16 protein-coding genes are annotated in these 19,594 nt (G+C 61.2%); 12 read left to right on the forward strand and 4 right to left on the reverse strand.

The window, feature by feature from the left end; all coding sequences use genetic code 11:
• Nucleotides 1-12 precede the first annotated feature (12 nt).
• Nucleotides 13-798, forward strand: coding sequence for a TenA family transcriptional regulator (locus LOY53_RS06530; RefSeq protein ID WP_099453217.1), 786 nt, complete (start codon nt 13-15; stop codon nt 796-798).
• 125 nt (nt 799-923) lie between these two features.
• Here the strand turns inward: LOY53_RS06530 and LOY53_RS06535 are convergent, their stop codons facing one another.
• The 3 genes from LOY53_RS06535 to ubiG form a co-directional block, all read right to left on the reverse strand.
• Entirely contained in the window at nt 924-1,664 is a 741-nt protein-coding gene (locus LOY53_RS06535) for a YciK family oxidoreductase (RefSeq protein ID WP_027595944.1), read from the reverse strand.
• Between the two features lie 154 nt (nt 1,665-1,818).
• A complete protein-coding gene (gene mupP, locus LOY53_RS06540) occupies nt 1,819-2,490 on the reverse strand; it encodes an N-acetylmuramic acid 6-phosphate phosphatase MupP (RefSeq protein ID WP_027595945.1) in 672 nt (223 codons plus the stop codon).
• A 2-nt stretch (nt 2,491-2,492) separates the two neighbouring features.
• Entirely contained in the window at nt 2,493-3,191 is a 699-nt protein-coding gene (gene ubiG, locus LOY53_RS06545; protein ID WP_027595946.1) for a bifunctional 2-polyprenyl-6-hydroxyphenol methylase/3-demethylubiquinol 3-O-methyltransferase UbiG, read from the reverse strand.
• Nucleotides 3,192-3,301: 110 nt separating this feature from the next.
• On the opposite strand from ubiG, the gene mtnA reads away from it, so the two are divergent.
• From mtnA to rpsA, 7 genes are all read left to right on the forward strand, one after another.
• A complete protein-coding gene (gene mtnA, locus LOY53_RS06550) occupies nt 3,302-4,378 on the forward strand; it encodes an S-methyl-5-thioribose-1-phosphate isomerase (protein ID WP_252827013.1) in 1,077 nt (358 codons plus the stop codon).
• Between the two features lie 356 nt (nt 4,379-4,734).
• Entirely contained in the window at nt 4,735-7,497 is a 2,763-nt protein-coding gene (gene gyrA, locus LOY53_RS06555; protein ID WP_258703731.1) for a DNA gyrase subunit A, read from the forward strand.
• 263 nt (nt 7,498-7,760) lie between these two features.
• Entirely contained in the window at nt 7,761-8,846 is a 1,086-nt protein-coding gene (serC, locus tag LOY53_RS06560) for a 3-phosphoserine/phosphohydroxythreonine transaminase (protein ID WP_027595949.1), read from the forward strand.
• The gene (gene pheA, locus LOY53_RS06565) at nt 8,846-9,940 is read left to right on the forward strand and encodes a prephenate dehydratase (protein ID WP_027595950.1); all 1,095 of its coding nucleotides are present in this window, start codon (nt 8,846-8,848) and stop codon (nt 9,938-9,940) included. Before serC ends, pheA begins: the two co-directional genes overlap by 1 nt.
• A 157-nt stretch (nt 9,941-10,097) precedes the next feature.
• Complete coding sequence (locus LOY53_RS06570) at nt 10,098-12,338, forward strand: bifunctional prephenate dehydrogenase/3-phosphoshikimate 1-carboxyvinyltransferase (protein WP_252827014.1); 2,241 nt, start codon at nt 10,098-10,100, stop codon at nt 12,336-12,338.
• Complete coding sequence (gene cmk / locus LOY53_RS06575) at nt 12,335-13,021, forward strand: (d)CMP kinase (protein WP_027595952.1); 687 nt, start codon at nt 12,335-12,337, stop codon at nt 13,019-13,021. Before LOY53_RS06570 ends, cmk begins: the two co-directional genes overlap by 4 nt.
• Nucleotides 13,022-13,144: 123 nt before the next feature.
• Nucleotides 13,145-14,821 carry a 30S ribosomal protein S1 gene (gene rpsA, locus LOY53_RS06580; protein ID WP_003252673.1) on the forward strand — a complete coding sequence of 559 codons (1,677 nt, stop codon included), beginning with the start codon at nt 13,145-13,147 and terminating at the stop codon, nt 14,819-14,821.
• Nucleotides 14,822-14,968: 147 nt separating this feature from the next.
• Here the strand turns inward: rpsA and LOY53_RS06585 are convergent, their stop codons facing one another.
• A complete protein-coding gene (locus LOY53_RS06585) occupies nt 14,969-15,424 on the reverse strand; it encodes an REP-associated tyrosine transposase (RefSeq protein WP_258704157.1) in 456 nt (151 codons plus the stop codon).
• A gap of 571 nt (nt 15,425-15,995) precedes the next feature.
• Between LOY53_RS06585 and ihfB the strand changes: the two genes are divergently transcribed.
• The 4 genes from ihfB (at nt 15,996) to LOY53_RS06605 (ending at nt 19,427) form a co-directional block, all read left to right on the forward strand.
• Nucleotides 15,996-16,292 (forward strand): integration host factor subunit beta, encoded by a 297-nt coding sequence (gene ihfB / locus LOY53_RS06590; protein WP_003252675.1) that lies wholly within the window; start codon nt 15,996-15,998, stop codon nt 16,290-16,292.
• Between the two features lie 18 nt (nt 16,293-16,310).
• Nucleotides 16,311-16,574, forward strand: coding sequence for a lipopolysaccharide assembly protein LapA domain-containing protein (locus tag LOY53_RS06595; protein ID WP_258703732.1), 264 nt, complete (start codon nt 16,311-16,313; stop codon nt 16,572-16,574).
• A gap of 103 nt (nt 16,575-16,677) precedes the next feature.
• Nucleotides 16,678-18,120 carry an MBL fold metallo-hydrolase RNA specificity domain-containing protein gene (locus LOY53_RS06600; RefSeq protein WP_258703733.1) on the forward strand — a complete coding sequence of 481 codons (1,443 nt, stop codon included), beginning with the start codon at nt 16,678-16,680 and terminating at the stop codon, nt 18,118-18,120.
• Between the two features lie 254 nt (nt 18,121-18,374).
• A complete protein-coding gene (locus LOY53_RS06605) occupies nt 18,375-19,427 on the forward strand; it encodes an LPS O-antigen chain length determinant protein WzzB (protein ID WP_258703734.1) in 1,053 nt (350 codons plus the stop codon).
• The last annotated feature ends 167 nt before the right edge of the window (nt 19,428-19,594 follow it).

A 19,594-nucleotide genomic window follows, 5' to 3' on the forward strand; every position in this document is an offset into this window, starting at 1 on the left:
AAGGAGCTGAAAGTGATTGATGCATTCGTTCGTATCGGGCCATTGATGGACCCCGCCAGTTACCCTCAATGGGCCCAGCAACTGATTGAAGAGTGCCGCGAAAGCAAGCGCCGGGTGGTCGAGCATGAGTTTTACCAGCGCTTGCGTGATGGCCAGCTGAAGCCTTCGACCATCCGCCAGTACCTGATCGGCGGCTGGCCCGTGGTCGAGCAGTTCTCCCTGTACATGGCTCATAACCTGACCAAGACCCGCTATGGCCGCCACCCCGGCGAAGACATGGCGCGGCGCTGGTTGATGCGCAACATCCGCGTCGAGCTCAACCATGCCGACTACTGGCTGCACTGGTGCCATGCCCATGGCGTTCACCTGCATGACCTGCAGGCGCAGGAGGTGCCGCCCGAGTTGAATGGGCTCAATGACTGGTGCTGGCGGGTGTGTGCTACTGAAAACCTGGCGATTTCCATGGCAGCGACCAACTACGCCATCGAAGGCGCGACGGGGGAATGGTCGGCGGTGGTGTGCGCCAATGACACCTATGCCCAAGGTTTCCCGGAGGAGCAGCGCAAGCGCGCCATGAAGTGGCTGAAGATGCATGCGCAGTACGACGATGCGCACCCGTGGGAGGCGCTGGAAATCATCTGTACCTTGGCGGGGGAGAACCCGACGCTGGGGTTGCGTACCGAATTGCGCCGGGCGATCTGCAAGAGTTACGACTGCATGTACCTGTTCCTGGAGCGCTGCATGCAGCTGGAAGGGCGTCAGCAGGGGCGGGTGCGGCCGGCGTTGGCGGCGGGTTGATGGTCTACTGTGCTGGCCCTATCGCCGGCAAGCCGGCTCCCACAGAATTTCACCAAGCCAGAAGGCAATGATACCCCTGTGGGAGCCGGCTTGCCGGCGATAGGGCCAGTACAGGCCACCCAAAATCACTGGGCGTTGAACGCCTGCCCATTCACCCCAGTGCTGTCTGGCCCCATCAGGTACAGGTACACCGGCATGATCTCTTCAGGCAGCGGGTTGTTCTGCGGGTTCTCGCTCGGGTAAGCCTGGGCCCGCATCGCCGTGCGCGTGGCGCCCGGGTTGATGCTGTTGGAGCGCACCGGCGCAACCCCTTCCAGTTCGTCGGCCAAGGTCTGCATCAGGCCTTCGGTGGCGAACTTCGACACCCCGTAGGCGCCCCAGTAGGCCCGGCCTTTGCGCCCGACGCTGCTGGAGGTGAACACCACCGAGGCGTCCTCCGACAGCTTGAGCAGCGGCAGCAGGGTGCTGGTGAGCATGAAGGTGGCATCGACGTTGATGTGCATCACGCGCATGAAGTTGTCACCCGACAATTGCTCCAGTGGCGTGCGCGGGCCGATGATCGAGGCGTTGTTGAGCAGGCCATCCAGGCGCCCGAACTGGTCTTCGATCATGACGGCCAGCTCGTCGTACTGGTGGGGCAGGGCGGTTTCCAGGTTGAACGGGATTACCACCGGTTGTGGGTGCCCGGCGGCCTCGATCTGGTCGTAGACCTCGTTGAGGTTGGCCTCGGTCTTGCCCAGCAGCAGCACGGTGGCACCGAGCGCGGCGTAAGCCTTGGCAGCAGCGGCACCGATACCGCGGCCGGCACCGGTGACCAGGATGACCCGGCCTTGCAGCAGGTCGGGGCGGGCGGTGTAGTCGAACATTGTGTGGTCCTTCGAGTTCGTTGGCGCGGCACCTTACCCTGTGGGAGCGGGTTTACCCGCGAATGCGTCAGGTCAGGCAATCAAGCTGCCTGGTCCGGCCCTTTCGCGGGTAAACCCGCTCCCACAGGGACAAGGTAGGGGCTTGGAGTGAGGCTCAGCAGCCGCACAGCGCGCTGTCGATCACCTTGCGCAGTTCCAGCGGGTGGTCCACCACCACGTCGGCACCCCAGTTGTTCGGGTTGTCCTCTGGATGAATATAGCCGTAGCGCACCGCCGCCGTGCGGGTGCCGGCATCGCGGCCAGACTCGATGTCGCGCAGGTCGTCGCCGACGAACAGCACGCTGGCCGGGTCCAGGTTCAAGGTTTTGCAGGCCAGGATCAGCGGCTCGGGGTCGGGCTTGCTGTTTTTCACGTGGTCCGGGCAGATCAGCAGCGCCGAGCGCTCGGCCAGGCCCAGGCGCTGCATGATCGGCTCGGCAAAACGTACCGGCTTGTTGGTGACCACCCCCCACAGCAGGTTGCCTTTCTCGATGTCGGCCAACAGCTCGGCCATGCCGTCGAACAGCTTGCTGTGCACCGCACAGTCGCGCTGGTAGCGCTCGAGAAACTCCAGGCGCAAGGCCTCGAAGCCTTCAGCCTCCGGGTCCATGGCGAAGGTGGTGGCGACCATGGCACGGGCACCGCCGGAAATCACCCCGCGAATCAGGTTGTCGTCCACGGCCGGCAAGCCGCGCTCGGCGAGCATGGCCTGGCAGATGGCGATGAAGTCCGGCGCCGTGTCGAGCAGGGTGCCGTCCATGTCGAAGAGTACTGCTCGCAAACGCATGCTCATTCCTCGCGCAGGGTCTGGATCATGTAGTTGACGTCCACGTCGTTGCAAAGCTTGTAGTGCTTGGTCAACGGGTTGTAGGTCAGGCCGATGATGTCCTTGACTTCAAGGCCGGCAACACGGCTCCAGGCACCCAGCTCGGACGGGCGGATGAACTTCTTGAAGTCGTGGGTGCCGCGCGGCAGCATCTTCAGGATGTACTCGGCGCCGACGATGGCCAGCAGGTAGGCCTTCGGGTTGCGGTTGATGGTGGAGAAGAACACCTGGCCGCCAGGCTTGACCATGCGGTAGCAGGCGCGAATCACCGACGAAGGGTCGGGGACGTGCTCGAGCATTTCCAGGCAGGTGACCACGTCGAACTGCCCAGGCATCTCTTCGGCCAGTGCTTCGGCGGTGATCTGCCGGTATTCAACCTCGACGCCGGACTCCAGTTGGTGCAACTGGGCCACCGCCAGCGGGGCCTCGCCCATGTCGATGCCGGTTACCGAGGCGCCACGCAGGGCCATGGATTCGCTGAGAATGCCGCCGCCGCAGCCCACGTCCAGCACTTTCTTGCCAGCCAGGCCGACCCGCTCGTCGATCCAGTTGACGCGCAACGGGTTGATTTCATGCAGCGGCTTGAACTCGCTTTCACGGTCCCACCAGCGGTGGGCCAAGGCTTCGAACTTGGCAATTTCGGCGTGGTCGACGTTGCTCATTTAAGAGTCCTCTGAAACTTCGCTAAATTGGGCCGGAGTATACCCGAGCGCTCAAGCCCGAGGGTCGCTATAATCGCCGGCTTTTGATATCCGAACGACGGGGAGAGGCGATGCGCGAGCGACTTTTGGCGGCGGAGAAGGTGACCGCGATCCGCTGGCAAGGCGGCGTTCTGCATCTGCTCGACCAGCGCCTGCTGCCCGCGCAGGAGGTCTGGCTGGCCTGCGACAATGTCGCGCAGGTGGTGGACGCGATCCGTGACATGGCCGTGCGCGGTGCGTCGGCCATCGGCATTGCCGCGGCCTACGGCCTGGTCCTCGCCCTGGAAGAGCGCCTGGCCGAGGGTGGCGACTGGGAGCTGGACCTGGAAGAAGACTTCCTCAGCCTGGCGGAGGCGCGCCCCACCGCCGCCAACCTGTTCTGGGCGCTGAACCGCATGCGCGAGCGCCTGCAGCGCTTGCGCCCGGAAGAAGACGTGCTGGCGGCGCTGGAAGCTGAGGCGGTAGCGATTCATGAAAGCGACCGTGAAGCCAACCTGACCATGGCCCAGTACGGCATCGAACTGATTCGCCGTCATCAGGGCAACGCCCAGACCCTGCTCACCTATGGCAATGCCGGCGCCCTGGCCAGTGGCGGTTTTGGCACCGCGCTGGGGGTGATCCGCGCGGGTTATCTGGAGGGCATGGTCGAGCGGGTGTATGCCGGCGAAACCCGCCCCTGGCTGCAAGGCTCGCGCCTGACCGCCTGGGAGTTGGCCAACGAGGGCATTCCGGTGACGTTGTGCGCCGATTCGGCCCTGGCCCACCTGATGAAGAGCAAGGGCATCACCTGGGTCGTGGTCGGTGCCGACTGCATTGCGGCCAATGGTGACGTGGCCAGCAAGATCGGCACCTACCAGCTCGCGGTCAGTGCCATGCACCACGGCGTGCGCTTCATGGTGGTGGCGCCGAGCACCAGCATCGACCTGAACCTGGCCACCGGCGAGGACATCCCGCTTGAGGAGCGCGATGCAGACGAGCTGCTGGATTACGCCGGCACCCGCGTGGCGCCGCAGGTGGAGGTGTTCAACCCGGTGTTCGACGTGACCCCGGCCGACCTGATCGACGTGATCGTGACCGAGAAGGGCATCGTCGAACGCCCGGATACCGCCAAGCTGGCGCAGTTGATGTGCCGCAAGCGTTTGCACTGAGGGGTGTGGCTGCACAATTCTCTGTAGGAGCAGCCTTGTGCTGCGAAGAGGCCAGTACCGGCGCCGGCTATTTCTGCTGTTTGCATCGGCCTCTTCGCAGCGCAAGGCTGCTCCCACATGGACCTTGCATAACCTGTAGTGTCAGAGCCTGCCACATCTCCCCACCCGCACTGCCTTTGTGATAACATCCGGCAGTTTCCAAGACCGCCCATCACGGCGGCCAAATTTGCGCAGATCCATGGCACAACTCATTGATTTGTCGTAAGTCGTCGCAGCACTGCGCGTCGCGACGGCGAGCTTCGTTCGGCCCTTGATGGCGCTGCGAAGTTTCACCAGAAAAAGGAATCAGGCTTCTCATGGGCGAACTGGCCAAAGAAATCCTCCCGGTCAATATCGAAGACGAACTGAGACAGTCTTACCTCGACTACGCGATGAGCGTGATTGTCGGGCGAGCGCTGCCCGATGCGCGTGACGGCTTGAAGCCCGTGCATCGTCGCGTTCTCTTTGCGATGAGCGAACTGGGCAACGACTGGAACAAACCGTACAAGAAGTCCGCCCGTGTGGTCGGTGACGTGATCGGTAAGTACCACCCGCACGGCGACACTGCGGTCTACGACACCATCGTGCGTATGGCCCAGCCGTTCTCGCTGCGTTACCTGCTGGTCGACGGCCAGGGCAACTTCGGTTCGGTCGACGGCGACAACGCCGCGGCCATGCGATACACCGAAGTGCGCATGGCCAAGCTGGCGCACGAGCTGCTGGCCGACCTGCACAAAGAAACCGTCGACTGGGTGCCCAACTACGACGGCACCGAGCAGATCCCGGCAGTCATGCCGACCCGTATTCCCAACCTGCTGGTCAACGGTTCCAGCGGTATCGCCGTGGGCATGGCGACCAACATCCCGCCGCACAACCTCGGCGAGGTCATCGACGGCTGCCTGGCGTTGATCGACAACCCGGATGTCACCATCGATGAGCTGATGCAGTTCATCCCGGGCCCAGACTTCCCGACTGCCGGCATCATCAATGGCCGCCAGGGCATCATCGAGGCCTACCGCACCGGCCGTGGCCGCATCTACATGCGTGCCCGTTCCGAAGTCGAAGACATCGACAAGGTCGGTGGCCGCCAGCAGATCGTCGTCACCGAGCTGCCGTACCAGCTGAACAAGGCGCGTCTGATCGAGAAGATCGCCGAGCTGGTCAAAGAGAAGAAGATCGAAGGCATTACCGAGCTGCGTGACGAGTCCGACAAGGACGGCATGCGCATCGTCATCGAGCTGCGTCGCGGCGAGGTGCCGGAGGTGGTGCTCAACAACCTCTACCAGCAGACCCAGCTGCAGAGCGTGTTCGGCATCAACGTCGTGGCCCTGATCGACGGCCGCCCGCGTCTGCTCAACCTCAAGGACCTGCTCGAAGCGTTCGTCCGCCACCGCCGTGAAGTGGTGACGCGCCGTACCGTGTTCGAGCTGCGCAAGGCCCGTGAGCGTGGCCACATCCTTGAAGGCCAAGCGGTCGCGCTGTCCAACATCGACCCGGTCATCGCTCTGATCAAGGCCTCGCCGACGCCGTCGGAAGCCAAGGAAGCGTTGATTTCCACTGCCTGGGAATCCAGCGCCGTGCAGGTCATGGTCGAGCGCGCCGGCGCCGATTCCTGCCGCCCTGAAGACCTCCCGGAGCAGTTCGGCCTGCGCGAGGGCAAGTACTACCTGTCGCCGGAACAGGCCCAGGCAATTCTTGACCTGCGTCTGCACCGCCTGACCGGCCTGGAGCACGAGAAGCTGCTGGCCGAGTACCAGGAAATCCTCGAGCAGATCGGCGAACTGATCCGCATCCTCAGCAGCGCCGAGCGCCTGATGGAAGTGATCCGCGAAGAGCTCGAAGCCATCCGCGCCGAATACGGCGATGCGCGCCGCACCGAGATCCTCAACGCCAGCCACGACCTCAACTACGGCGACATGATCCCGGAAGAAGAGCGCGTGGTGACCATCTCCCACGGTGGCTATGCCAAGACCCAGCCACTGTCCGCCTACCAGGCCCAGCGCCGTGGCGGCAAGGGCAAGTCGGCGACCGGCGTGAAGGACGAGGACTACATCGAGCACCTGTTGGTCGCCAACAGCCACGCCACCCTGTTGCTGTTCTCCAGCAAGGGCAAGGTGTACTGGAAGAAGACCTACGAGATCCCTGAAGCGTCCCGTGCTGCCCGTGGCCGTCCGCTGGTCAACCTGCTGCCGCTGGAAGAGGGTGAGCGCATCACTGCGATGCTGCAAATCGACCTCGAGGCCTTGCAACAAAGCGCCGACCTGGACGAAGAGCTGGAAGAGACCGATGACACCGTGCTCGAAGGTGAGCTGGTAGAAGCCGAGGAAGTCGACGAAGAAGACGGCGACACCCCGGAATGGTCTGCTGAGCCGACCGGTGCCTATATCTTCATGGCCACCGCGTCCGGTACCGTCAAGAAGACCCCGCTGGCCCAGTTTGCCCGCCCACGCACCAGCGGCCTGATCGCCCTGAAGCTGAAAGAAGGCGACACCTTGATTGCCGCGGCCATCACCGACGGTGCCAAGGAAGTCATGATGTTCTCCGACGCCGGCAAGGTGATCCGCTTCGCTGAGAGTGTGGTGCGCGAAATGGGCCGTACCGCCCGTGGTGTGCGCGGCATGAAGCTGGGCAAAGGGCAGCAGATCATTTCGATGCTGATCCCTGAGTCTGGTGCGCAGATCCTCACCGCGTCCGAGCGTGGTTACGGCAAGCGTACCCCGCTGTCCAAGTTCCCGCGTCGCGGCCGTGGTGGCCAGGGCGTGATCGCCATGGGTACCAAGGGGCGCAACGGTCTGTTGATCGGCGCTATCCAGGTTCAGGAAGGCGAAGAGATCATGCTCATCTCCGACCAGGGCACCTTGGTGCGCACGCGGGTTGGCGAAGTGTCCAGCCTGAGCCGTAACACCCAGGGTGTGACGCTGATCAAGCTGGCAGCTGACGAAACGCTGGTGGGCCTGGAGCGGATCCAGGAGCCTTCCGAAGAAGAGCTCGACGAACTGGTCGAGGTGGATGCGCAAGGCGAAGCGCCGGAGGCTGTCGATGACGACAGCGCGGGCGCCGAAGAGGCACCGCAAGAGTAAGCAAGCGCAACAACCCGAGCGGGGCGACCAAGGTCGCCCCGTTTGACTGATTAGAGGCAGTCAATGGGGCCGCTATGCGGGCCATCGCCGGCAAGCCGGCTCCCACAAGTAAAGCGCATGTCGTGAGCTTTTCGACATGCCTGTGGGAGCTGGCTTTCCGGCGATGGGCTGCACGGCAGCCCCATTACAGCCAGCCTGTCCCCGTAGGGGGGTACGGGCCTGCAAGTTACGATTTGTTCTATTTTGGCAGAGCGAGAGTGGATGTGAGCAAACGAGCCTTTAACTTCTGCGCAGGCCCTGCTGCGCTTCCTGACGCTGTCCTGCAGCGCGCCCAGGCCGAAATGCTGGACTGGCGTGGCAAGGGCTTGTCGGTGATGGAAATGAGCCATCGCAGCGACGATTACGTGGCCATCGCCGAGAAGGCCGAGCAGGACCTGCGCGACCTGCTGTCCGTCCCCTCCAACTACAAGGTCCTGTTCCTGCAGGGCGGTGCCAGCCAGCAGTTCGCCGAGATCCCGCTGAACCTGCTGCCGGAAAACGGTACCGCCGACTACGTCGAAACCGGTATCTGGTCGAAGAAGGCCATCGAGGAAGGGCGCCGTTTCGGCAACATCAATGTCGCTGCCAGCGCCAAGCCTTACGACTACCTCGCCATCCCAGGCCAGAACGACTGGAACCTGACCAAGAACGCTGCCTATGTCCACTATGCGTCCAACGAGACCATCGGTGGCCTGCAGTTCGACTGGGTGCCAGAGACCGGTGACGTTCCGCTGGTGGTCGACATGTCGTCCGATATCCTCTCTCGCCCGATCGACGTCTCGCAATACGGCCTGATCTACGCCGGCGCGCAGAAAAACATCGGCCCGAGCGGCCTGGTGGTGGTGATCGTTCGCGAAGACCTGCTGGGCCACGCCCGCAGCAGCTGCCCGACCATGCTCGACTACAAGGTGTCAGCCGACAACGGCTCGATGTACAACACCCCGGCCACCTATTCCTGGTACCTCTCGGGCCTGGTGTTCGAGTGGCTCAAAGAGCAGGGTGGCGTCGAGGCCATGGAGCAGCGCAACCGCGCCAAGAAAGACCGCCTGTACGGCTTCATCGACGCCAGCGACTTCTACACCAACCCGATCAGCGTCAACGCCCGTTCGTGGATGAACGTGCCGTTCCGCCTGGCCGACGAGCGCCTGGACAAGGCCTTCCTGGCCGGCGCCGACGCCCGTGGCCTGCTCAACCTCAAGGGTCATCGCTCGGTCGGCGGCATGCGTGCCTCGATCTACAACGCCCTGGGCCTGGAAGCGGTTGAAGCGCTGGTTGGCTACATGGCTGAATTCGAGAAGGAGCACGGCTGATGTCCGAACACGAGCTCAAGGCGCTGCGCGTGCGCATCGACAGCCTCGACGAGAAGATCCTCGAGCTGATCAGCGAGCGCGCCCGGTGCGCCCAGGAAGTGGCGCGGGTCAAGACCGCCTCGCTCGCCGAAGGCGAAAAGCCGGTGTTCTACCGCCCCGAACGTGAGGCTGCGGTACTGAAGCGGGTCATGGAGCGCAACAAGGGGCCGCTGGGCAACGAAGAGATGGCGCGGCTGTTCCGCGAAATCATGTCGTCCTGCCTGGCCCTGGAAGAGCCGCTGAAAATCGCCTACCTGGGCCCTGAAGGTACCTTCACCCAGGCAGCGGCGATGAAGCACTTCGGCCATGCCGTGATCAGCCGCCCGATGGCGGCCATTGACGAAGTGTTCCGCGAAGTGGCGGCCGGTGCCGTCAACTTCGGCGTGGTGCCGGTGGAAAACTCCACCGAGGGCGCGGTCAGCCACACGCTGGACAGCTTCCTTGAGCACGACATGGTGATCTGCGGTGAAGTCGAGCTGCGCATCCACCACCACCTGCTGGTGGGCGAGAGCACCAAGACCGACAGCATCACCCGCATCTACTCCCACGCCCAGTCGCTGGCCCAGTGCCGTAAGTGGCTGGATGCGCACTACCCGAACGTGGAGCGCGTGGCAGTTTCGAGCAACGCCGAAGCGGCCAAGCGGGTCAAGGGTGAGTGGAATTCGGCAGCGATCGCCGGTGATATGGCGGCGAACCTGTACGGCCTGACCCGTCTGGCCGAGAAGATCGAAGACCGTCCGGACAACTCGACGCGCTTCCTGATGATCGGTAACCAGGAAGTACCGCCGACTGGCGACGACAAGACCTCGATCATCGTGTCGATGAGCAACAAGCCAGGGGCTTTGCACGAGCTGCTGGTGCCGTTCCACGAGAACGGTATCGACCTGACCCGCATCGAGACCCGCCCGTCGCGCAGTGGCAAGTGGACGTACGTCTTCTTCATCGACTTCGTCGGCCATCACCGCGACCCGTTGATCAAGGCAGTGCTGGAGGCGATCAGCCAAGAGGCTGTGGGGCTGAAGGTGCTGGGGTCTTATCCGAAGGCGGTGCTGTAAATGAGCTTGCCGGGGCCGCTTTGCGCCCCATCGCAGGCAAGCCAGCTCCTACAAGGATTAGCGCTGTACCTGTAGGAGCTGGCTTGCCTGCGATGGGGCGCAAAGCGGCCCCCGGCGGCCCACACACTGTCTTGATTTCTGAACAGGGTTCGCACTCGTGGTAAATGCAGTAACAACCAAACCCGTACCGCTCATCGGTCGCCTTGTCGTCGTAGGCCTGGGCCTGATCGGCGGCTCCTTCGCTAAGGGCTTGCGCGAAAGCGGCCTGTGCCGCGAAGTGGTCGGCGTCGACCTGGATGCCCCCTCGCGCAAGCAGGCCGTGGCCCTGGGTGTGGTCGACCGCTGTGAAGAAGACCTCGCCGCCGCCTGTGTCGGTGCCGATGTCATCCAGCTGGCTGTGCCGATCCTGGCCATGGAAAAGCTGCTGGCACGCCTGGCACAGCTCGACCTTGGCGATGCCGTCATCACCGATGTCGGCAGCGCCAAGGGCAATGTGGTGCGCGCCGCCCGTGAAGTCCTGGGTGAGCGCCTGTCGCGCTTCGTCCCCGGCCACCCGATTGCCGGTTCCGAGCAGAGCGGGGTAGAGGCCTCCAATGCCGCCCTGTTCCGTCGCCACAAGGTCATCCTCACGCCGCTGCCGGACACCGACCCCGCCGCCCTGGCCACGGTCGACCGCCTGTGGCGCGCATTGGATGCCGATGTCGAGCACATGCCGGTCGAGCGCCATGACGAAGTCTTGGCCGCCACCAGCCATCTGCCGCACTTGCTGGCCTTCGGCCTGGTCGATTCGCTGGCCAAGCGCAATGAAAACCTCGAGATCTTCCGGTACGCTGCGGGAGGCTTCCGCGATTTCACGAGAATCGCCGGCAGCGACCCGACCATGTGGCACGACATCTTTCTCGCCAACCGCGAAGCCGTCCTGCGCACGCTTGATACATATCGCAGCGATCTCGACGCCTTGCGCGACGCGATCGATGCAGGGGACGGGCACCAGCTGCTGGGTGTATTCACCCGCGCACGCGTTGCCCGCGAGCATTTCAGTAAAATCCTGGCCCGCCGGGCCTATGTGGACGCTATGAACGCCAACGATCTGATTTTCCTGGCCCAACCGGGTGGCCGCCTGACCGGGCGAATCCGCGTACCGGGCGACAAGTCGATTTCTCACCGCTCGATCATGCTCGGCTCGCTGGCCGAAGGCACGACCGAGGTCGAAGGGTTCCTCGAAGGTGAGGATGCGCTGGCGACCTTGCAAGCCTTCCGCGACATGGGGGTGGTCATCGAAGGCCCGAACCAGGGGCGCGTAACCATCCACGGCGTCGGCCTGCACGGTCTCAAGCCGCCACCTGGGCCGATCTACGTGGGTAACTCCGGCACCTCGATGCGCCTGCTCTCTGGCCTGCTGGCCGGTCAGCCGTTCGACGTGACCATGACCGGTGATGCCTCGCTGTCCAAGCGCCCGATGAACCGCGTGGCCAACCCGCTGCGCGAAATGGGCGCAGTGGTCGAGACTGGCCCTGAAGGCCGTCCGCCACTGACCATCCGTGGTGGTAACAAGCTCAAGGCGCTGACCTACACGCTGCCGATGGCCAGTGCCCAGGTCAAATCGTGCCTGCTGCTCGCCGGTCTGTATGCCGAAGGCAAGACCACGGTCACCGAACCTGCACCGACCCGTGACCACACCGAGCGCATGCTGCGCGGCTTTGGTTATGCGGTTGAGTCCAATGGCCCGGTGGCTTCGCTGCAGTCTGGCGGCAAGCTGACGGCTACCCGCATCGAAGTGCCTGCCGATATTTCGTCGGCGGCGTTCTTCCTGGTCGCGGCCTCGATCGCTCAAGGCTCGGAGCTGGTGCTCGAGCATGTCGGCATCAACCCGACCCGTACCGGCGTGATCGACATTCTGCGCCTGATGGGCGGCGACATCACCCTGGAAAACCAGCGTGAAGTGGGTGGCGAGCCGGTGGCTGACCTGCGTGTGCGCGGTGCTCAGCTCAAGGGTATCGACATCCCCGAAAACCTGGTGCCGCTGGCCATTGACGAGTTCCCGGTGCTGTTCGTTGCCGCGGCCTGTGCAGAAGGGCGCACGGTGCTGCGTGGCGCCGAAGAGCTGCGGGTCAAGGAATCGGACCGCATCCAGGTCATGGCCGATGGCCTGATCAGTCTGGGCGTGAAGTGCGAACCGACCCCCGACGGCATCATCATCGACGGTGGTCAGATCGGCGGCGGCGAAGTGCACGGCCACGGTGACCACCGTATCGCCATGGCCTTCAGCGTTGCCTCGCTGCGTGCCACTGCGCCGATTCGCATCCATGACTGCGCCAACGTCGCCACCTCGTTCCCTAACTTCCTGGCGCTGTGTGCCGAAGTCGGTATCCGCGTGGCTGAAGAGGGCAAGTCGTGAATTCGCAAGCAACAGTCATCACCATCGACGGGCCAAGCGGCTCGGGCAAGGGCACGGTCGCCGGTCTGCTGGCTCGCGAGCTGGGCTGGCGCCTGCTGGACTCCGGCGCGCTGTACCGTTTGCTGGCCTTCAATGCCAACAATCACGGCGTCGACCTGACCAACGAAGAGCTGCTCAAGCAGCTTGCCGCCCATCTGGATGTGCAGTTCATCGCAGCCGAGCCCGGTAAGCTGCAACAGATCATCCTCGAGGGTGAAGACGTCAGCAGTGTCATCCGCACCGAAACCGTCGGCGCAGGCGCCTCGATGGTGGCCTCGTTGCCTGCCGTGCGGGACGCGTTGCTGTTGCGTCAGCGTGCATTCCGCGAGGCTCCGGGCCTGATCGCCGATGGTCGCGACATGGGTACCGTGGTGTTCCCGGACGCGCCCTTGAAGATTTTCCTGACCGCCAGCGCCGAGGAACGGGCACGTCGTCGTTACCTGCAGTTGAAGGGCAAAGGCGAAGATGTTAGTCTGTCGAGTCTGCTGGATGAGATTCGTGCACGTGATGAGCGTGACACCCAACGTGCAGTGGCCCCGCTGAAACCAGCGGCCGATGCCATTCAGTTGGACTCTACCGAGTTGTCCATCGAGCAGGTGCTGCAACGTATCAGGAGTGAGATCGCGCTTCGCGACCTTCACTGATAGCCAGGAGAGCAGGCAGGTGCACCAGTCAACGTCCTGCCGGCTTTCCTTTAAATAACGAAACCCACATTGTCTGGAATGTGGCGATGGGCGTCTGTTTCGCCCGAATCTACAGGAATTAAAATGAGCGAAAGCTTTGCAGAACTCTTTGAAGAAAGCCTGAAAACCCTCAATCTTCAGCCGGGTGCGATCATCACCGGTATCGTTGTCGACATCGACGGCGACTGGGTTACCGTACACGCTGGCCTGAAGTCCGAGGGCGTCATCCCGCTCGAGCAGTTCTACAACGAAGCTGGCGAGCTGACCATCAAGGTCGGTGACGAAGTTCACGTTGCGCTGGACGCGGTCGAAGACGGCTTTGGCGAAACCAAACTGTCCCGTGAAAAAGCCAAGCGCGCCGAGTGCTGGATTGTTCTGGAAGCAGCTTTCGCCGCCGAAGAAGTGGTCAAGGGCGTTATCAACGGTAAGGTTAAGGGCGGCTTCACTGTCGACGTTAACGGCATCCGTGCGTTCCTGCCGGGCTCCCTGGTTGATGTCCGCCCAGTGCGCGACACCACCCACCTGGAAGGCAAAGAGCTGGAATTCAAGGTCATCAAGCTCGACCAGAAGCGCAACAACGTTGTCGTTTCCCGTCGCAGCGTGCTGGAAGCCGAGAACTCCGCCGAGCGCGAAGCCCTGCTGGAAACCCTGCAGGAAGGCCAGCAAGTCAAAGGTATCGTCAAGAACCTCACCGACTACGGCGCATTCGTGGACCTGGGCGGTATCGACGGCCTGCTGCACATCACCGACATGGCCTGGAAGCGCATCAAGCATCCTTCCGAAATCGTTAACGTTGGCGACGAAGTCGACGTTCGCGTTCTGAAGTTCGACCGTGAGCGCAACCGCGTTTCGCTGGGTCTGAAGCAGATGGGCGAAGATCCGTGGGTTGCTATCACTGCCCGCTACCCAGAAGGTACTCGCGTACAAGCTCGCGTTACCAACCTGACCGACTACGGCTGCTTCGCTGAGCTGGAAGAAGGCGTTGAAGGTCTGGTACACGTTTCCGAAATGGACTGGACCAACAAGAACATCCACCCGTCGAAAGTCGTTCAGGTTGGCGACGAAGTGGAAGTTATGGTTCTGGACATCGACGAAGAGCGTCGTCGTATCTCCCTGGGCATCAAGCAGTGCAAGTCCAACCCATGGGAAGACTTCTCCGGCCAGTTCAACAAGGGTGACAAGATCACCGGTACCATCAAGTCGATCACCGACTTCGGTATCTTCATTGGTCTGGACGGCGGCATCGACGGCCTGGTTCACCTGTCCGACATCTCCTGGAACGAAACCGGCGAAGAAGCCGTACGTCGTTTCAAGAAGGGCGACGAGCTGGAAACCGTCATCCTGTCGGTCGACCCAGAGCGCGAGCGCATCTCCCTGGGCATCAAGCAGCTGGAAGACGATCCGTTCTCCAACTTCGTTGCTGTCAATGACAAGGGCGCTATCGTCAAGGGCATCGTGAAAGAAGTTGACGCCAAAGGCGCCATCGTCACCCTGGCCGACGACATCGAAGCCACTCTGAAAGCTTCCGAAATCAGCCGTGACCGCGTTGAAGACGCGCGTAACGTTCTGAAGGAAGGCGAAGAGATCGAAGCTAAGATCATCAGCGTTGACCGTAAGTCCCGCGTTATCAGCCTGTCGATCAAATCGAAAGACGACGCTGAAGAGCGCGAAGCTATCCAGAGCCTGAAAAACGCTCCGGAAGCTGCTGCCGACACCACCATGGCTGCGCTGCTGCGCGAAGCAATGGCCAAACAGAACTAAGTTCTGTTGGATCGGTAAGAAAAAGGGCGACCCTCGGGTCGCCCTTTTTTTATCTGTGATTTTTGTGGTGGTGCCTAAATCGAGCGGCCCAAAACAAACGTAGGAGCGAGCGTTGCTCGCGATGCGCCGCGCGGGCGGTGCTCGATCTCAAACCCACACTGCATCCCAGTGCGGATAATCGCCAATCCTGGCGACCAATCCCGCCCTGACCGGATTGGCTATGATGTATCGGGCAACCCTCAAAACATCTTCATCTTGCCGCAAAGCCCGGTCGTGATAACCCGCCTGCCAGACCGGTGAAACCTTTATCCCTGCCTTGCGCAGTGCATGACTGGACCGGCACTTTACGCGTTGCATAAGTGCACTAAGCGTCACTTCCCCTAATTCAAGCAACCAATGCACATGGTCAGGCATCACAACCCAGGCTAATGACCGGCAGTGGTTTTTTTCTTCGGCATGGCGAAGGTTCTGGATAATCATGCGCGCTAAATGAAAGTCCTGAAACAGTGGCCGACGTTGGTGTGTGACCGTGGTCAACATATAAAGCCTGCCTGGCTCAGAGTATCTTGCGCGGCGAAGCATGCAGCCATGAGGTTTGGGCATCGTGTTCTTCCGTGAACTATGGTGTTTCCAATCAGCGTAGTTGCCGACCTGTGGCGCTGGGCGATGGAAGATTGTCAGCATGTATATGCCATGAGTTGAATGGCTGGGTCTGCGGGGGCGTGGGGCGGGCATTTGACGTGAGTTGTGTGGTGGTGCGTAGATCGAGCGCCGCCCGCGCGGCGCATCGCGAGCAACGCTCGCTCCTACGTTTGTTTTCGGCCAGTAACGACTGTGACAGGCGCACGCGAACGCCTTGTTTGTTCGACTTGATATCGAGTCATGCACCAAGGCGGTCGCGCGCGTTTGCCCCAGGAATAATTGGCCCGAAACAAACGTAGGAGCGAGCGTTGCTCGCGATGCGCCGCGCGGGCGGCGCTCGATCTACGCGTCACCCCAAAACTCACGACGTACCCCTTCAACCACGCGCATCCCAGCCAATCCGCGACAAATTTCTTTTCACTTCAATCTTGAATTTTTTTATTAAGTCAAGAACCGCCCTGTTCAAATCCCTCCCAGCGTGCTACAAACTGGTTAAGCAATGATCTAGCTGCTTGATAACGAAGGGAAAAATATGACGAAGTCGGAGCTGATCGAACGTATTGTCACCCATCAGGGGCTGCTCTCCTCGAAAGATGTGGAGTTGGCCATCAAGACCATGCTTGAGCAGATGTCGCAGTGCCTAGCGACGGGCGATCGCATCGAGATTCGCGGTTTTGGCAGCTTCTCGCTGCACTATCGCGCACCCCGCGTCGGTCGCAACCCCAAGACTGGCCAGTCGGTCAGCCTGGAAGGCAAGTTCGTGCCGCACTTCAAGCCGGGCAAGGAATTGCGTGACCGGGTCAATGAAGAAGATGAGGCCGAGGCCTGATTAAAAAGGAGCAGTCTGATGCGTAACCTCAAGCGCGCCCTGGCGGCGTTGTTCGTGCTGCTGTTGGCGGCTGTGGTGCTGTTCTTCGTGCTCGAGAACCAGCAGGCGGTCTCGCTGGTCCTGTTTGGTTGGTCTGCCCCTGAAGTACCGGTTGCGGTACTGGTACTGGCCGCGCTGGTCATCGGGTTGGCTATCGGCCCACTGCTCGGCGCCTACGGCGTGCAGCGCAGCAAGCGCAAGATTCGCGCGTCTGCCCGACAAGCGGCATTAAACGGTAATTGAGGTAAATTCCTACCTCTATTGAGGAAAGCCTCACCTATGCCCGCATCGGCTGTCATGAAGTAATAGCACACTTCATTTTCGGCCCAGGCGAGTGTGCAGCAGCATGGATTTCCCCGTTCTTTCTCATCACGGCGCCACCCGAGGCGTAACTGGTTCTTGCCACCAGCTTCACCTAGATCCCGCGACCAGCCTGCTGGTCGATTGTGGCTTGGAGCAGGGTGATGATGCATCGCCTGGCGCGGATCCCGCGTCCATTGGTTTTGGTGCCAGCTTCGATGTGAGCAGTGTTCAGGCGCTGATCGTCACGCACGTGCATCTCGACCATGTCGGCCGCATCCCCGCGCTGCTGGCGGCGGGGTACCGAGGCCCCATCCTGTGTAGCGAACCCTCTGCCAAGCTGCTTCCGCTGGTGCTGGAGGATGCCTACCGGCTGAGCATCAGTCGTGAACCGAAGCACGTTCAGCGCTATCTCGCGATGCTAGATGAGCTGATCGTTCCGCTGCCTTTCGAGCAATGGCATGCTCTCATCGAGCGTCCCGGTCTTGGCTGTCGCATTCGCTTGCAGCGCGCCGGGCATCTATTGGGTTCAGCCTATGTCGAATGCGACGTGGAGCACGGGGAGGTCAACACCCGCTATGTGTTCTCCGGCGACCTAGGGCCCTCCACCAATCCCTTGCTGCGGCCAGTGCAGCCCCCAAAGCGCGCTGACGTGCTGGTGCTCGAAAGCACCTATGGTGATCGCCTACACCCCAGTACCGACGACCGTCGAGAAAAACTGGAAGCAGTCATCGATCGGGCATTGGCTGATAACGGCACGATCCTCATCCCTGCCTTCAGCCTGGGGCGTACCCAGGAATTGTTGTACGAACTCGAAGACATCCTTCATCGCAAGGCCCTGCTGAGCGCGGGTCAAGCGCCGGGTGATAGTCCTCTTGATTGGTCACAATTGCCCATCATTCTTGATTCACCCTTGGCTCATCGCATCACCAGCGTTTACCGCGACCTGCATGAATACTGGAATGAAGAAGCCCGGGCGCGATTGGCTGAGGGGCGTGACCCGCTGGGCTTTGGTCAGCTGATTAGTGTGGATACCCATGCTAGGCATCAGCAGGTGGTGAATTACCTCAAAAGCACCGGGCGCCCGGCGATTGTCATTGCAGGCAACGGCATGTGCTCGGGTGGGCGGATCGTCAACTACCTCAAGGCCATGCTTGGGGATCCGAGGCATGAGGTGCTGTTCGTCGGGTATCAGGCCAAGGGTACGCCGGGGGCGGTGATTCAGGCCAGTGAGGGGGCGGAAGGGTTTGTGCAGATTGATCTGGATGGGGAGGCTTATGAGATTCGGGCGAAGGTGATGACGTTGAGTGGGTATTCGGGGCATGCGGATCAGGCAGGGTTGCTGGCCTTTGCGTCGCGGATGGGGTCGATGCCATCCGAAATTGTGCTTGTGCATGGTGGTGCAGAATCTAAGAAAATCCTTGGTTCCGTATTGGGGCAAGCGTTTGCGCTTCGCAAAACAAACACCAAAATAACAATACCGCTCTGACCGCTCGGCTGGAGGTGTGGGGGAGGTTTTGAAGCTGGGGAACAACTGACATCATAAGGACTCTATCAGTGCTTGTTCTTACATCTTGACCCGGCGCGCAGGGTAGGGTGCAATCAAGCATGGCATGCAGGCAGATTGACGCTACGTTTGTTGTGGGCATGGGTGATAGGGCTATTTGGCCCTGTGCATGACTCGCGCTGCGGATGAGTTTAATGTTGTATGGTGTTAGACGGACCCTAGGATAATCAGAATAAATGCATAACGAACCTCAGCGCCCTAGTCGTGATGATGAAATCGAACTTTTTGAATTGGTACAGGGCGTTTGGCTCCAGAAGCTGTGGGTAGGGGTGGTGGCGGCACCTATCGTTGCCGCAGGGGTTGCATACGCTTTGCTGGCTACGCCTGTGTATGAGGCGAAAATGTTTGTTGAGCCGCCTACCCAAAACGATATAGCTCAGCTGAATTTTGGCCGCGGCGGCGATTCTGGGTTGATTCCTTTGACGGTGAAAGAGGTATATGAGACGCACCTCCAGGCTTTGCAATCGGAGGGGGTGCGTACCAGGTTTTTCCGTGACGTGTACCTGCCTAGCCTGAACGAAGAAAATCGCCGGGGATCGCGTGACTCGTTGTATAGCGATTTTGGCAGTGTTCTAACGGTAACGCCTGCGGGGAAGGGGTCCACCACCCGGTATGCAGTTACTGCATCCATTCCAGATCCTCAGCAGGCCGTGAAGTGGGTTGTGGCTTACAACGCGCTTGCAGCGGAGAGCGCCAAGCGAGAAGTGCTGGATAGCAACCGCAGTGAGATGATGATCAAGGCGGACAACCTGCAAACCCAGATCGAAGGCGCGAAGGCCAGTGCAAGGAAGGAGCGAGAAGATCGGATTGCTCAGTTGAGGGAGGCTTTGATTGTCGCCAAGTCCATTGGCTTGGAGAAGCCTCCCGTGATTTCGCAGTCGTTATCGACCGAGGTCTCGGCCGCAATGGGTGGCTCGCTCACCTACATGCGCGGTAGTAAGGCACTCGAAGCTGAAATCGCGAACCTTGAATCGCGAGCATCGGACGAGCCGTTTATCAATGGCTTGCGCCCTCTGCAAGAAAAAGTAATGTTCTACCGCAATGTGAAGCTCGACCCTTCCTTGATACAGGTGTATGAGCAGGATGGTGCAGTGGAGCTTCCCGACCGGCCAATCAAGCCGAAGAAGTCGCTTATTGTTGTATTGAGTGTAGTGATGGGGCTCGGTGCAGGTGTTCTTGCAGCCATCGCCAGGAGCCTCTGGGTTCGACGGCGGCGGGTCCAGAGCTAAGCGAGCGTTCGCCAGTTCACGCTTCAGTTAATTTGATTGTTATCAAAATAGCGTTAAATGGAGGTTGGTTGTGCTTCCGTTCAAGGAAAAAGAAGGGAGGCATGGCCGTGGTAGCTCCAGTCGCTGCAAGGGTGTAGTGTGGTAGCCCGCTGATCATGAGTTTGGCA

The sequence above is a fragment of the Pseudomonas sp. B21-031 genome (genome assembly GCF_024748985.1).
Lineage (GTDB): Bacteria > Pseudomonadota > Gammaproteobacteria > Pseudomonadales > Pseudomonadaceae > Aquipseudomonas > Aquipseudomonas kermanshahensis.